This window comes from Agrobacterium sp. LY4 (assembly GCF_001526585.1).
Lineage (GTDB): Bacteria > Pseudomonadota > Alphaproteobacteria > Rhizobiales > Rhizobiaceae > Agrobacterium > Agrobacterium leguminum.
This window is the reverse complement of the sequence record NZ_ASYA01000023.1, coordinates 191930-207192: the sequence shown is the minus strand read 5'-3', so window position 1 is coordinate 207192 and position 15263 is coordinate 191930. Positions and strand designations below refer to the sequence as shown.

Annotated in this window: 10 protein-coding genes and 1 pseudogene; 6 read left to right on the top strand and 5 right to left on the bottom strand. The window is 60.0% G+C overall.

What is annotated here, in order from left to right; genetic code table 11:
* Window positions 1–170: 170 nt before the first annotated feature.
* The 3 genes from L904_RS18635 to L904_RS18625 all read left to right on the top strand — a co-directional run bounded on the left by L904_RS18635 (window position 171) and on the right by L904_RS18625 (window position 4145).
* Window positions 171–1403: a putative DNA modification/repair radical SAM protein gene (locus L904_RS18635; RefSeq protein ID WP_020809207.1), complete on the top strand. Its 1233-nt coding sequence runs from the start codon at window positions 171–173 to the stop codon at window positions 1401–1403.
* Entirely contained in the window at window positions 1403–2854 is a 1452-nt protein-coding gene (locus tag L904_RS18630; RefSeq protein ID WP_020809206.1) for a UdgX family uracil-DNA binding protein, read from the top strand. Before L904_RS18635 ends, L904_RS18630 begins: the two co-directional genes overlap by 1 nt.
* Before the next feature lie 151 nt (window positions 2855–3005).
* A complete protein-coding gene (locus tag L904_RS18625) occupies window positions 3006–4145 on the top strand; it encodes a GGDEF domain-containing protein (RefSeq protein WP_020809205.1) in 1140 nt (379 codons plus the stop codon).
* A gap of 78 nt (window positions 4146–4223) precedes the next feature.
* On the opposite strand, the gene L904_RS18620 is transcribed toward L904_RS18625, so the two are convergent.
* The 3 genes from L904_RS18620 to L904_RS18610 all read right to left on the bottom strand — a co-directional run bounded on the left by L904_RS18620 (window position 4224) and on the right by L904_RS18610 (window position 9180).
* Window positions 4224–4412, bottom strand: coding sequence for a hypothetical protein (locus L904_RS18620; protein ID WP_031233516.1), 189 nt, complete (start codon window positions 4410–4412; stop codon window positions 4224–4226).
* A gap of 300 nt (window positions 4413–4712) precedes the next feature.
* A complete protein-coding gene (gene carB, locus L904_RS18615) occupies window positions 4713–8201 on the bottom strand; it encodes a carbamoyl-phosphate synthase large subunit (RefSeq protein WP_003522842.1) in 3489 nt (1162 codons plus the stop codon).
* Between the two features lie 157 nt (window positions 8202–8358).
* Window positions 8359–9180 (bottom strand): LytTR family DNA-binding domain-containing protein, encoded by an 822-nt coding sequence (locus L904_RS18610; protein ID WP_020809204.1) that lies wholly within the window; start codon window positions 9178–9180, stop codon window positions 8359–8361.
* Between the two features lie 92 nt (window positions 9181–9272).
* Here L904_RS18610 and L904_RS18605 point away from each other — a divergent pair, with 92 nt between their 5' ends.
* The gene (locus tag L904_RS18605) at window positions 9273–9761 is read left to right on the top strand and encodes a DUF2306 domain-containing protein (protein ID WP_020809203.1); all 489 of its coding nucleotides are present in this window, start codon (window positions 9273–9275) and stop codon (window positions 9759–9761) included.
* Window positions 9762–9859: 98 nt separating this feature from the next.
* A pseudogene (locus L904_RS18600) lies at window positions 9860–10791 on the top strand (neutral zinc metallopeptidase).
* Window positions 10792–10831: 40 nt separating this feature from the next.
* Here L904_RS18600 and L904_RS18595 read toward each other — a convergent pair.
* Together L904_RS18595 and L904_RS18590 are read right to left on the bottom strand one after the other, a co-directional pair.
* Window positions 10832–11311: a DUF2938 domain-containing protein gene (locus L904_RS18595; protein ID WP_020809201.1), complete on the bottom strand. Its 480-nt coding sequence runs from the start codon at window positions 11309–11311 to the stop codon at window positions 10832–10834.
* Between the two features lie 123 nt (window positions 11312–11434).
* Entirely contained in the window at window positions 11435–13525 is a 2091-nt protein-coding gene (locus tag L904_RS18590) for a methyl-accepting chemotaxis protein (protein ID WP_020809199.1), read from the bottom strand.
* 329 nt (window positions 13526–13854) lie between these two features.
* Here L904_RS18590 and L904_RS18585 point away from each other — a divergent pair, with 329 nt between their 5' ends.
* Window positions 13855–15252 (top strand): MATE family efflux transporter, encoded by a 1398-nt coding sequence (locus L904_RS18585; RefSeq protein WP_020809198.1) that lies wholly within the window; start codon window positions 13855–13857, stop codon window positions 15250–15252.
* Window positions 15253–15263: the final 11 nt, after the last annotated feature.

The window sequence follows — 15263 nt, the reverse complement described above, 5'->3', positions numbered from 1 at the left end:
AGGTTCCGGAGGGGAACTCCGGAACCATGCCAAAATCATAACTGAGCCGACTATATCAGAAGACGACAGCGAAATGCCAGCAAATTTGAGGCGCGCATATTTCCTCACGTAATCAATGTCTTACCCTATGTCATTGACATTCGCCTATGGAACATATAGTGAACATACCTATGAAGAAGTCGATCAGGCAACGGCTGGCCATTCTCTCCGACGCGGCGAAATACGATGCCTCCTGCGCATCGAGCGGCACGACAAAACGCAACTCCGCAGCATCGGGCGGTCTGGGCTCCACGGAAGGGTCGGGCATCTGCCATGCCTATGCGCCGGACGGGCGCTGCATTTCGCTTTTGAAAATCCTGCTCACCAACTTCTGCATCTATGATTGCGCCTATTGCATCAACCGCTCCTCCAGCAATGTCGAGCGGGCGCGGTTCACGCCGGAAGAGGTGGTTTGGCTGACGCTGGAGTTTTACCGGCGCAACTATATCGAGGGGCTGTTCCTGTCCTCCGGCATCATCCGTTCCTCCGATCATACGATGGAGGAGATGGTGCGCGTGGCGCGGGAGTTGCGGGTTACCCATGGTTTTCGCGGGTATATCCACCTGAAATCCATTCCCGAAGCATCGCCCAGGCTCATCGAGGAGGCAGGGCTTTATGCGGATCGTCTCTCGATCAATATCGAATTGCCGACCGATAGCGGCATTGGCCGCTTTGCGCCGGAAAAGCAGCCCGTCAATATTCGCCGCTCCATGGCCGATATCCGCCTGAAGATCGAGGAGGCCGGGGAGCCGACCGTCTGGACACGCAAGACCAGGCGCTTTGCGCCGGCCGGGCAGAGCACGCAGATGATCGTGGGGGCGGATGGCGCTGACGATAGCACCATTCTCTCCACCAGCGCCCGGCTTTATGGCAGTTACGGTTTGCGGCGCGTCTATTATTCGGCCTTCAGCCCCATTCCCGATTCGTCGAAAAACCTACCGCTCATCAAGCCGCCGCTGATGCGGGAACACCGGCTTTATCAGGCCGACTGGCTGTATCGCTTTTATGGCTTCGATATCAGCGAGATAACGGCGATCGGGGGTGACGGCATGCTCGATCTCGATATCGACCCGAAACTCGCCTGGGCGCTGAAACATCGCGACCGTTTCCCGGTAGACGTCAATGCGGCGGATCGGGAAATGCTGCTGCGTGTGCCCGGTTTCGGCACCAAGACGGTGGCCTCCGTTCTATCGTCGCGGCGGTTCCGGCGGCTGCGGCTGGAGGACATCGCCCGTTTCGGTGTTTCCCTGAAAAAGGTGAAGGCTTTCATCGTCGCTGAGGGCTGGACGCCGGGCAAGCTGACCGAGCGGCCGGATTTGCGGGCGATGTTTGCACCGCAGCCCGAACAATTATCGCTGTTGTGATGTACGGTCCGGTTCTGGAAGGGCGGGGCGATTTCGGCGAGTGGCGCGATGCCGCGCGTGCGGCCCTTGCCGCCGATATTCGGCCGGAGACGATTGACTGGCGGTTGCGGGATGACGGGGCAGGGCTGCTGGATTTCGCCGGCGAGCCATTGCCGACGGTCGACGATGCCGGCAATGGGCAGGTTTCCGTTCCGGCCTCGTTCGTGGCGCTGGCGCAGGCCGTCATCTGCCATGGCGATCCCCGCCGGTTTGCGTTGCTTTACCGGTTGTTGTGGCGGCTGAAGCGGGACCGAGCCCTGTTGCGGTTCAAGTCCGATCCGGATGTTGCAGAGGCCCGCTTGCTCGAGAAATCGGTGCGCCGGGATTGTCACAAGATGACGGCCTTCGTCCGTTTCAAGGAATTGCCCTTGCCGCAGGGGCAGGGCGGGCGACGGCGGTTCGTGGCCTGGTTCGAGCCGGATCATTTCATCGTCGAGCGAACGGCAGCGTTTTTCCAGCGACGGTTTACCGATATGGACTGGCTGATCGCGACGCCGAAAGGGTCCGCCCAATGGGATGGAAGCATACTGCAAACCTCACGGGAGGCGGCGGCGAAGCCTGATTTGACGGACGAGACGGATGAACTCTGGCGGACCTATTATGCTAATATATTCAATCCGGCGCGCCTCAAGATCAAAGCCATGACGGCGGAGATGCCGAAGAGATACTGGAAGAACCTGCCGGAAGCCGATCTCATTCCCGGTCTCGTTCTCGGCGCGGAGGCGCGGGTGCTGGAGATGGCCGCCAGGGCGGCAAGCCAGCCGCAGCCTTTTCACCATCGTCTGCAGGCTGCGGCCGCTGCACGGGAGATGCCGCAACCCGTGCCGGACGGCACGCTCGCGTCGCTGGCGCGCGAGGCTGGCCACTGCACCCGCTGTCCCCTGCATTGCAGCGCCACGCAAACGGTTTTCGGTTCGGGGCCGGAGGATGCGGAAATCATGATCGTCGGCGAACAGCCGGGCGATCATGAAGATCTCGCCGGAAAGCCTTTTGTCGGCCCGGCCGGCCAGCTTTTCGACCGGACTCTTGCCGATGTCGGTATCGAGCGCAAAGAGCTTTACGTCACTAATGCCGTCAAACACTTCAAATATGAAATGCGCGGCAAACGGCGCATCCATCAGCGGCCGAATGCGGGGGAAGTGGAGCAATGCCGCTGGTGGCTCAATCAGGAAATCGCGCTTATTCGGCCGAAACTGATCGTTGCCATGGGCGCAACGGCGCTTTATGCGCTGACCGGCGGCAAGGAAAAGCTCTCGGAGATTCGGAGCCGTCCCCTGCCGATGGAGGAAGGCCGAACGCTTTTTGTTACCGTGCACCCGTCCTATCTCCTACGCCTTGCCGATGGGCAGGTGAAAGAGGCGGAAATGATGCGGTTCAAGAAGGATATTAGTTTTATTAGAATATTCGAATAAATTTCCATTTGCGCGCTGGAGATTTATTCAATATTCGAGCCGTAACTTGCAGTAGTATTATTTACTGATTATTTATCTGTTATTTTTATTGAAATTTTATACTTAATATTATAATTAATTTCTCCGAATTTATTTACCATATGGACAAATCATGTTGGGTGAACTCGACCTTGCGACAGTCATACTGATGCAAAAGTGTTCTTACATCGTTGGGCTTTTGAGTTTTATCTATCTGAAAATGACCAATCGCGGCTTGCGCGGTCCCGTCCCCCTTGCGGCGGGTTTCGCCTCGATGGCGATTGGCTCCACGCTTGCCGGTTACGGAGAATGGGGAATATTGTCGCCGGCCCTGTGGCGGCTCGGCAGTGTCGTTTTCGGTATTGTGGGTTACGCGCTGATCTGGCTCGGCTTGAAGGCGTTGAGCGATGGGCGTCCCGTCGACCGACGGACCGTATCCATTGTCTGCCTCATCTCCGTGCTGGCGATGGTGGTCGCGCAGCAGGTGTCGGACAATAATGCGTATCGCGCGGCACTCTTCAATGGCTGCGCATCGCTTGCCTATCTCGCCGGGGCATCGGTGCTTTTCGCCAGATGGCGCAGAGAGCCGCTGCTCTCGCGCCTGGCGCTGGGGGGCATCACCGGCGTCTCCGGTCTCATTTCGCTATTTGTGGTGAAAAGCGTGCTTTTCCCCGATTATGCCACCATCGATCTGGTCAATGCGTTTTTCTTCATCATCATGCTGAACTTTGCCATTGCCCTGTTCGTGATGATGCTCGTGGCCGAGCGGTCAGAACGAAAACTGCTGGTTCTTGCGAATACCGACCCGCTGACGGGCGTGAAGAATCGGCGTTTCTTCTTCCAGACCATGCCTGCGACGCCCGATCCCGCCGATGCGGCCATGTTGCTGGATATCGATCACTTCAAGTCGATCAACGATCGTTTTGGCCACGCCGTCGGCGATAGCGTGCTGCAGGAAGTGGCGAAGCGCATCGGCGGCAGCATCCGCAGTGGGGACGTGCTGGCGCGTTACGGCGGAGAGGAATTCATCATCTACCTGCCGGGCGCCGGCGTTCGCAAGGCCTGCATGATCGGCGAGCGCATTCGCGATGCGATTGCGGTAACCGAGGTCGATTGCGGCGGTTTGCGCGTCGGCGTCACCATCAGCATCGGCGTTGCCGCCACTGGCGAGATGCGCTGCGATCTCCAGACGCTCGCGGAAATGGCGGATCGCGCACTTTACCGCGCGAAGATGGAAGGGCGCAATTGCGTTCGGGAGGCGCAGGCGGCATAGGCGGTGCTGCGGGCCGTCGATCTTCCGCAGGGCCGCACCGCATCTTTGTGTCGTGTAGCGTCGTTGTTGCCCTTCGGTCTAGAAGGGCGGCTTGTCTGCTTCATCCGCCGTGGCGCGGCGGGACAGGGCCTCTTTCAGAAGAACCTCGATCTGAGCATTGACGCTGCGCAACTCGCCGCTCGCGGTGTGCCGGATCATGTTCAATATTGCGGGTTCGATCCGCAGCGGAAAAGCCACCCGCTCCGGTCCCGGTGGACGTCCAGCCATGGTCAGTCCCTCAAGGCGGTGCTTTGGCGTATCGGGGCCAGGTGTTCCCATCGCCGGGACCCTATGGCGGGGCGCTTCAGCATCTTCATGGAGCGTTTGACAGGAGCTTTGGCAACGGCGCGGCGAATGGCTGCGGGCGATCCGTCATTGAGCAATAGGGACATCATGGGCCTCGTTCGAACCTGATGTTTTGATACCGGCAATGAATTGCAGCAGGATTACGCAATGCAAAACGCCGCGGGCATGGTGACCCGCGGCGTCTTGTTTTCATTCAGCGTTGGAACCTGCGGTTCCCGCAGCTTACTGGAAGTAGCTCTGCAGCGGCTTCACTTCCAGATTGCCGGCCTTCAGCGCCTTGATGGCAAGCGCTGCCGCTTCCGCGCCGGCCATCGTCGTGTAGTAAGGCACCTTCTGCATCAGCGTCGCGCGGCGCAGCGACTTCGAGTCAGAAATCGCCTTGTTGCTGTCGGTGGTGTTGATGACGAGCTGGACCTGACGGTTGCGGATGGCGTCTTCGATATGCGGACGGCCTTCCTGCACCTTGTTGATCTTTTCGGCGTTGATGCCCTTTTCGGCGAGGAAACGCTGGGTGCCGCCGGTGGCCAGCACCTTGAAACCGCTTTCCACGAGAATGCGGATGGCGGGCAGAACGCCTTCCTTGTCCTCATCACGCACCGAGACGAAGACCGCACCGGAGCGGGGCAGGTCGACGCCGGCGCCGAGCTGGCTCTTGGCGAAGGCCAGCGCGAAATCGGTATCGAGGCCGATGACTTCGCCGGTTGAGCGCATTTCCGGTCCGAGCAGGATGTCGACGCCGGGGAAGCGGGCGAAGGGGAAGACGGCTTCCTTGACGGCAATGTGCTTCAGGTTCCGCGGATCTGGCTTTTCGCCGTAAGCGGCAATCGCCGGATCGAGCTTCTCGCCGGCCATGACGCGGGCGGCGATCTTGGCGATCGGCGCACCGATGGTCTTCGCCACGAAAGGTACGGTGCGCGAGGCGCGCGGATTGACTTCGAGAACGTAGATCGTGCCGTCCTTGATGGCATATTGCACGTTCATCAGGCCGCCGACATTGAGCGCCTTGGCAAGCGCGGTGGTCTGGCGTTCCAGCTCGTCGACGATCTCCTTCGACAGCGAACGGACCGGCAGCGAGCAGGCCGAGTCGCCCGAATGGATGCCGGCTTCTTCGATGTGCTCCATGATGCCCGAGACGAAGACGCTTTCGCCGTCGCACAGCGCATCGACGTCCACTTCCACGGCGTTGGTCAGGTAGCTGTCGAACAGCAGCGGGTTCTTGCCGAGCAGGGTGTTGATCTGGCCGGTCTTGTCGTTCGGGTAACGCTGCTTGATGTCCTCGGGTACGAGGCCCGGAACCGTGTCGAGCAGATAGGTCTGGAGCTGGCCTTCCGAATGGATGATCTGCATGGCGCGGCCACCCAGAACGTAGGACGGGCGAACGACCAGCGGGAAGCCGATTTCCGAAGCCACGAGGCGGGCCTGCTCGACCGAATAGGCGATGCCATTGTTCGGCTGGGCAAGATCGAGCTTCATCAGCAGCTTCTGGAAGCGGTCGCGGTCTTCGGCGAGGTCGATCATGTCGGGCGCGGTACCGAGGATCGGAATGCCGTTCTTTTCCAGCGCTTCGGCGAGCTTCAGCGGGGTCTGGCCGCCGAACTGCACGATGACGCCGACCAGCTCGCCCTTTTCCTGTTCGGCACGCATGATCTCGATCACGTCTTCAGCCGTCAGCGGCTCGAAATAGAGGCGATCGGAGGTGTCATAGTCGGTGGAAACCGTTTCCGGGTTGCAGTTGATCATGATCGCTTCGAAGCCGGCATCCTTCAGCGCGAAGGCGGCGTGGCAGCAGCAATAATCGAACTCGATGCCCTGGCCGATACGGTTCGGACCGCCGCCGAGGATGACGACCTTCTTGCGATCCGAAACCTGCGCTTCGGAGCGGGCTGCGCCGACGAAGGGAATTTCATAGGTCGAATACATGTAAGCGGTCGGCGAGGCGAATTCGGCAGCACAAGTGTCGATGCGCTTGAAGACCGGGCGAACATTCAGGCTGTTGCGCAGCTCGGCCACTTCCTTCGGGCGCTTGGACGTGAGGCTGGCAAGGCGGGCGTCGGAGAAGCCCATGGCTTTCAGCATGCGCAGGTTTTCAGCATCCTGCGGCAGGCCGTGCTCGCGGATGCGGGCTTCCATGTCGACGATGGCCTTGAACTGGGCGATGAACCACGGATCGATCTTTGAGTTCTCGTGGACTTCCTCTTCGCTCATGCCCATGCGCAGCGCCTGGGCGACCATGCGCAGGCGGTCCGGCGTCGGCGTGCCGATGGCGGCGCGGATGGCGTTCTTGGAGCCTTCGCCTTCCTCGTAGCCGGGGATTTCGATTTCATCGAGACCGGTAAGGCCGGTTTCCATGCCGCGCAGCGCCTTCTGCAGCGATTCCGCGAAGGTGCGGCCGATGGCCATGACTTCGCCGACCGACTTCATGGCGGTGGTGAGGATCGGCGAAGCGCCGGGGAATTTCTCGAAGGCGAAACGCGGGATCTTGGTGACGACGTAGTCGATGGACGGTTCGAACGAAGCGGGCGTCGCACCGCCGGTGATGTCGTTCTCAAGCTCATCCAGCGTGTAGCCGATGGCGAGCTTGGCGGCTATCTTGGCGATGGGGAAGCCGGTTGCCTTGGAGGCAAGAGCGGAGGAGCGCGAGACGCGCGGGTTCATTTCGATGACGACGAGGCGGCCGTCCTTCGGGTTGACGGCGAACTGCACGTTCGAGCCGCCGGTTTCGACGCCGATCTCGCGCAGCACCGCAATCGAGGCGTTGCGCATGATCTGGTATTCCTTGTCCGTCAGCGTCAACGCCGGCGCGACGGTGATGGAATCGCCGGTGTGAACACCCATCGGATCGATGTTTTCGATGGAGCAGATGATGATGCAATTGTCCGCCTTGTCGCGGACGACCTCCATCTCATATTCCTTCCAGCCGAGAACCGATTCTTCGACCAGAACTTCCGTCGTCGGCGAGGCGTCGAGACCGCCGGAGACGATGTCAAAGAATTCCGAGCGGTTATAGGCAATGCCGCCGCCGGTGCCGCCAAGCGTGAAGGACGGGCGGATGATGGCCGGCAGGCCGACATGATCGATTGCCTGCGCGGCAATCGCCATGGCATGGGCCATGTAACGCTGCTTGCGGTCGGTTTCGCCGAGGTTCCACTGGTTTTCGAGATCGTCCAGCGCCTTGTCGAGATCGGGACCGGAGAGCTTGCCCTTCAGCTCGGTGCGCGCTGCCTCGTGCTTCTTGCGGTCGGCATCCTTGATTTCGGTGGCGTTGGCCAGCATGGAGCGCGGAGTTTCAAGGCCGATGCGGGCCATGGCTTCGCGGAAGAGGGCTCGGTCTTCGGCCATGTCGATGGCTTCGGGTTTCGCGCCGATCATTTCCACATTGTAACGGTCGAGAACGCCCATGCGCTTGAGAGAGAGCGCGGTGTTGAGCGCGGTCTGGCCGCCCATGGTCGGCAGAAGCGCATCCGGACGCTCCTTGGCGATAATCTTCGCCACGACTTCCGGCGTGATCGGCTCGACATAAGTGGCGTCGGCAAGGCCCGGATCGGTCATGATCGTCGCCGGGTTGGAGTTGACCAGGATGACCCGGTAACCCTCTTCCTTCAGCGCCTTGCAGGCCTGGGTGCCGGAATAGTCGAATTCACATGCCTGACCGATGACGATCGGTCCCGCGCCGATAATGAGGATGGACTTGATATCTTGGCGCTTCGGCATGGCTCTCTCGTTCCGCTTTTCGGTTGCGCAAAACACCGGCCAGGGTGAAGGATCACCGGCCGGGGGGCGCAATTCAAATGTTTTCAGGCTAGAAGCGGCTTATAGGCAAATGTTTTTGAGAACGGAACCCCATAAATTCCGGAATCGACAGAAACTCTTAACGGGCAGGGACAAGGGCGGCGAAACGGGCTTGTACCGCTGCATTATAGGAGCGGCTGACGGGGATTTCCGTACCGTCTCCCGTAATGACATGCAGACGGCCGGCCTGTTTACGCAGGGAGACGACGTCGGCATCGGCAATCCAGTGGGACCGGTGTACCTGCAAGCCTTCCGTCTGGCCTATTTCTTTCAGCGCATCGGAAAAACGCAGCAGAACGAGCTGATGCCCGCGCGTGGTGACGATTTCAGTATAGTGGTCCTGCACCGACAGTCGCAGCAATTCTCCGCGCTTTTGCGGCGGTAGCCGCTCCAGCAGCGGTACGATGCCCTTTACCTCGCGTCTGGTATCTTCGCCCGTGTCCGTAGCGGCATTGGCCGCTGTTTCGAGCGACTGGCAGGCGGTGAGATAACTTAGCAGGCAGAAGATGGCGCAGAGAGGCAGAGACGACAGGCTGCTTTGTAAAAAGGGGCCGAAACCCATTTCCTTGCCTGAAAAGACCCGGTTCGTGATGGTGAGCAGCAGCCCGATCGGCAGGGCGGCCGTCAGCGAGCCGATCATCATGCGCGTCAGCATATTTTCGATGCTGCCGGCAAGGATGCTGTTGGCGATGATGGAAAAGGATATGGCGAATGTCCAGGCGCTGGCCTGTATGATTGTCCAGTAAAGCAGCCGGTCGGCGAAGCTCATGGTTTCGCTCGTTCCGAAAGGTCCGGTCACGATGAAGATCGCCAACACCGCGAGAAATGTCAGCCACAGCCTGCGCGATTGCAGGATGGCGTGCATTTCACGAAGCGTGGATTGCAGATACGGGTGATCCACGAAGTTTTCCTGCGGTTGGCGTCAATCCGTTTTTCCTGAGCGCATGGTTTGCCGAAATTGCCGGTGATTTCAACCGGGCCGAAACAGCACCCATGTCATTCCAGCCTTTGTTAGACGCACCGCTTGCCGTGCAGTTCCATGTCGCCACTGTCGTGCCTGCGGCCATTCTCGGCGCCTTCATCTTCCTGCGCCCCAAGGGAACTGCCATCCACCGGCTGTTCGGCAAGATATGGGTGATGCTGATGGTCACGACGTCCGTTTCGACGTTCTTCATCCATGAATTGAGGATGTTTTACGGTTTCAGCCCGATCCACCTGCTTTCCGCCTTCACGATATATGGCTGTCTTCAATCGATCTATTTCGCCCGCCGCGGCGATATCAGACGCCATATGCGGATCATGCAGAGCGTTTATCTCGGCGGCATCGTGATTGCCGGAGGTTTCACCTTCGTTCCCGGCCGCATCATGCATGAGGTTGCTTTTGGTGATGGCAGAGCCGGATTTGTGGCCTTTTCCGCCGGCGCTCTCCTGTTTGTCTTCCTGTTTCTGACCGTGTTGAAACAAAGACGCAGAGCCGCATGAAAGACTCCGTTTACCGCCTCTGCTTCCTTCCGGAACAAGATGTATTATAGTGCCGTTATAAGGCAGCTTGTTAAGGCGATATCCGCCGGGAGAATAGCATGGAATGGAGAGGGCGCCGCCAGTCGGACAATATCGAGGACCGGCGCGGCATGTCGGCGGGATCGGGGCCGTCGGGCAACGATCCTTTTTCCCGTGGCGGAATGCGTGTGCCTATCGGACGGCGCGGCGGCGGTATCGGTATTGGCGGCATTCTGGTCATCCTGCTGATAAGCTGGGTGCTCGGCATCAATCCGCTGACGCTGCTTTCGGGCGGCGATATTTCGCTGGATGGCGGCGGTACGACGCAGCAATCCGGCGGCCAGCAGGCGGGCACGCGTCCGCAAGGCCAGTCATCGGACGAGACGACGGCTTTCGTGCGCACGGTGCTGGCCGAGACGGAAGATACGTGGAGCGGCATTTTCCAGTCCGCCGGCGAGACCTATCAGAAGCCGACGCTGGTTCTGTTCTCCGGCCAGGTGTCTTCCGCCTGCGGTTATGCTTCCGCCGCCAGCGGCCCGTTCTATTGCCCGGGCGACCGCAAGGTCTATCTCGACACCAGCTTCTTCAAGGAACTGGACCAGCGTTTCGGCGCGGCCGGCGATTTCGCGCAGGCTTATGTGATTGCGCATGAGGTGGGCCACCACATCCAGAACCTGACCGGCGTTCTGCCGGAGTTCAACCGCCGCCGCCAGTCGATGAGCCAGGTGGATGCCAACAAGATGTCGGTGCGTGTCGAGCTTCAGGCGGATTGTTATGCCGGCATCTGGGGCAAGTTCACCGAGCAGAAGGGTATTCTCGAAACCGGCGACCTCGAGGAAGCGCTGAACGCCGCCCACCAATCGGCGACGATACGCTGCAGAAGCAGACCCAGGGCTATGTGGTGCCTGACAGTTTCAACCACGGCACCTCGGCACAGCGCGCGGAATGGTTCAAGCGCGGTTTCCAGAGCGGCCGCGTCGAAGATTGCGATACGTTCTCGGCGAATATCTGAGAACCGGACAGGAGAGGGGGCTTTTCAGCCCCCTTTTCATTTAGCGCATCAAAAGCGCCACGGCATACATGCCGAGGGCGAAAACCGTATGGGCCACAAGGTTGAGAAAGCGGACCTTGTTCGGGTTGGGGGTCTTCGACGCTGCCCAGCCAATGCCGAGGCCTGGCTGCAACAGAAACCAGCCCGCGCCCACCGTTATGATGCCGACGATCCACGGCTCAATGAACGAAGGATTGGCAAACCACGCGGCCGGAACCACCAGCGCGAGAACGATGCCATAAAGAATGCCGACGGCGTAATGCGAAATCCAGCCGAGCGCCAGTTCGTGTTCATAGGGTTCAGCCGTGGCGATGCTGTCGTGAAATATCGTACCTTTCGGCACGTGCCAGAACCAGCGGCCGACCGGCGCCCAGTTTGGCGCGGACTGGCCGAAGAACCGGTGCAGCACGATTGCCCATATATCCATAAACACGGTGCCGCCAATGCCCATGGCAATGCCGCGCCAAATCAGTTCCAGCATAGATCCCTCCGCATGATCATGATCGATCAAGCTCTAGCGGATCACGCCGGTGGCGGAAACCGGCTATTGCCGGGGCGGACAAGAAAAATGGCCGGATCGCTCCGGCCATTTCTGTTTTTGCCATCATGCAGCGCGCCCATACTCCGCCTGCCGCCGCGTAGCCGTGGCGAGCTGGAATTGTGCGAGCAGCTCGTTGAGCGCCGCCGCTTCCGAGGCGAGCCCGTGGCTTGCGGCCGTCTGTTCCTCGACCATGGCGGCATTCTGTTGCGTGCCCTGATCGATGGTGTTGATGGCGGTGTTGATTTCCTGAAGGCCGGTCGACTGTTCGCGCGACGACGTCACGATGGCGTCGATGTGGCGATTGATTTCCTGCACTTCGCGGACGATGGTTTCCAGCGCCTTGCCGGCATTGCCGACGAGATCGACGCCGGACTGCACCTGCGACGTTGAGGCGTTGATCAGCGTCTTGATCTCCTTCGCCGCATTGGCGGAGCGCTGGGCAAGCTCGCGCACTTCCTGTGCGACGACGGCAAAACCCTTGCCGGCCTCACCGGCGCGGGCGGCTTCCACACCGGCATTCAGCGCCAGAAGGTTGGTCTGGAAGGCGATCTCGTCAATCACGCCGATGATGTTGCTGATCTCGGACGACGATTTTTCGATGCCTTCCATGGCGCGAACCGCATCTTCGACGATGACGCCGGACTGTTCGGCATTGTTGCGGGCGCGGTCGACCAGACGGCCCACTTCTTCGGCACGGCGGGCGGAATCCTTGACGGTGGTGGTGATTTCCTCAAGCGCCGCTGCGGTCTCTTCCACGGAAGCCGCCTGCTGCTCGGTGCGTCGCGCCAGATCGTCGGCGGACTGACGGATTTCGCCGGCGCCGGCGTCGATGGCGCGGGCGTTCTGGCCGACGGTGCTGAGCGCTGCGTTCAGCTTGGCGACGGAATTGTTGAAATCATCGCGCAGGCGGTCGATGCGGGTTACGAAAGGTGTGTCGATGCGGTAGTTGAGGTCGCCATCGGAAAGATGCGCCAATCCACGGGCAAGCGAATCGACCGCGAACTGGATGTCGGCGGCGTCCTTTGCCGCCAGTCTTTCGCGCTCGCTGCGCTCCCGTTCGGAAAGCGTGCGGTTTTCTTCGGCATCGCCTTCGAGGCGCAGGCGTTCCATGGCGTTCGACCGGAACACGGCGACGGCTGCGGCCATGGAGCCGATCTGGTCGGTGCGCTCCTGACCGGGAATGGCGACCTCGAGATTGCCGGATGCGAGGCCTTCCATGGCCGAGGTCATCTGCGTCACCGGGCGAACGATGAAGCGGGACAGCACGGTGGCCAAGAGACCGATCATGATCGCGGCGGCGAGAATTGTGGCGATGGTCGCCGCCAGGCGGAACTGGCCAATGGCGCCATAGGCAACATCGGAATCAACGACAAAGCCGAGATACCAGTCGACCGAGGGCAAGCCGGCGACCGGAATGAAGCTGGTGATCTTGCCCTTACCGTCGATTTCGGTCTGCGAAATCGCCGAGGAAATCGCCGGCGTATTGACCTTGAAGAGATCGGTCAGCGGCTTGTCGACGAATTTCGGATCGGGGTGAATAAGGATCTTGCCGTCCTTGCTGACGAGGAACGCATATCCGTCCGTGCCGGCATCCACCGACTTGATCATGTTGACCAGCGAATTGAGCGAGAAGTCGCTGCCCGTCACGCCGGCCAGCTTGCCATCGATGGAAACGGGAATGGCGGCGGTGATGATGAGCCCGCCGGTCGAGGCGTCGTTATAGGGTTCGGTCAGAACCGTTTTGCCGGCCTTGACCGCGTCCAGATACCACGGACGCTTGCGCGGGTCATATCCTTCCGGCAGCGGCGTTTTGGGGAAGGTGGTGAAGCTTCCCGTTTCGGCATTGCCGAAATAGGTCGACATGAACTGCGCGGTCAGAACGTCGTTTTCCAGAAGCCGCAGCTTCGCCTCTTCATCCGGAAGCTTGGCAAGCGTCTTTGCTACTGTTTCCGTCAGCATGATGCGGCCGTTCAGCCAGTTGGCGATGCTTTGCGCGGCCTGCTTGCCGGAAGAATCGATGTTTTCCGCCACCGCTTCCGTCGTGACACGGTGCTGAAGGCTGTCGATGTAGAAAGAAAAACCGGCAAAGGCGGCGACGACAAGCGAAGACGCCGCAAAGAGGATGCGTGTCATGAGGTTGGTTTTTTTGGGCAAGCTACACGTCCTTGGAACAGGATGTACCGTTCGGCTCATCTTGTGAAATGGTGGGAAAGACATGCCAGAAAGGCGGGAATATTCTGCATCATGCAGCTTGTGATTTAAAAGAACTACGCGATGTTCTAATGAATAAAGCGGAATGGTAAAATTCAGCTAAATTTGTCTTATGTCATGTCGTTTGCGCCGAGGCCGGAGTGGCGCCGTTCGTTTGCGTAAATTTTGATCACTCATCCGCAAAGGTTGCGTGCAGGAAGGGAATATTTTATTCATCACCATGCTGCCGTTGCGCAATTCGCGGGCAACGGCCAAAGTTCAGGTGAATTACAATGTCTTCGTCGGTTGTTGCAGAAACCGTTCCGTCCGGATCGGGGTCGTGGTTTTCGCATTTTCAGGCTACGCTTGCGCTGGGAATTCCGCTCATCGGTGCGCAGCTCGCACAGCTTGGCATCCATACAACGGATATGGTCATCGTCGGACAGCTTGGTGCTGAAAAGCTGGCGGCCATGGTGCTGGCCGGGCAGTTCTTCTTCGTCGTCTTCATTTTCGGCTCCGGCTTTTCCGTGGCCGTGGTGCCGATGGTGGCGCAGGCCTACGGGCAGGGGGATGCGACGGCGGCTCGTCGCTCGCTGCGTATGGGCATGTGGGTGGCGATCGCCTATTGGCTGCTCGCCCTTCCGATCTTCTTCAACGCCGAGCGCATTCTCATTTCTCTCGGGCAGAACCCCAATGTGGCGGCGTTGACCGGCCATTATCTCGCCATTGCCAAATTCGGTCTTTTGCCGGCGCTGCTGTTTTATGTCCTGCGCGGGCTCGTCAGCGCCATCGGGCGCGCCGGCATCATTCTTTATGTCACCATCATCATGCTGGTGATGAACGGTGTGCTTGCCTATGCGCTGGTGTTCGGCCATTTCGGATTGCCGGCCATGGGCATGAACGGTGCTGCCGTCGTTGCCGTCATCGTCAATGCCTTCAGCTTCATCTTCATCGTCGCCTATGTGCAGACGCGGGAGGAAACCAGGAAATACGAGCTGTTCGTGCGTTTCTGGCGGCCGGACTGGCATGCGCTCTTCGAAGTGCTGCGCCTCGGCCTGCCGATCAGCATCACCATCCTTGCCGAAGTGACGCTGTTCGCCGCCGCTTCGATCCTGATGGGGCAGATCGGCACCGTGCAGCTTGCGGCGCACGGCATTGCCCTGCAGCTCGCCTCCATCGCCTTCATGATTCCGCTCGGGCTGTCGCAGGCGGCGACCGTGCGGGTGGGCATCGCACGCGGTCAGGGGGACTTCAAGAACCTCATCCGCGCTTCCATCATGGTCTATGCGATTGCCTGCGGCATTGCCATTTGCGGCGGCATTCTGTTTGCGGCCGTGCCGGAATTTCTGGCGAAATGGTTCCTGGATGCGAAGTTGCCCGAGGCGGCGGAAGTGCTTGCCTATGCCAGCAGCCTGGTGGTGATCGCCGGCATCTTCCAGCTTGTCGACGGCATTCAGGCCGTGACGGCGGGCCTGCTGCGCGGATTGAAGGATGCGCGCATTCCGGCGATGCTGGCGCTGATTTCCTATTGGCCGATCGGGCTGGCGCTTGCCTGGACCATGGCCTTTCCGCTCGGCTTTGGCGGGCGAGGCGTCTGGTTCGGTTTCGTGATCGGCCTTTCGACGGCGGCGGTTCTGCTCACCGTCCGCTTCGTCCTTCTGGTGAAGCGTGAAATGCAAACGGCCCGCTGAAAAGCGGGCCG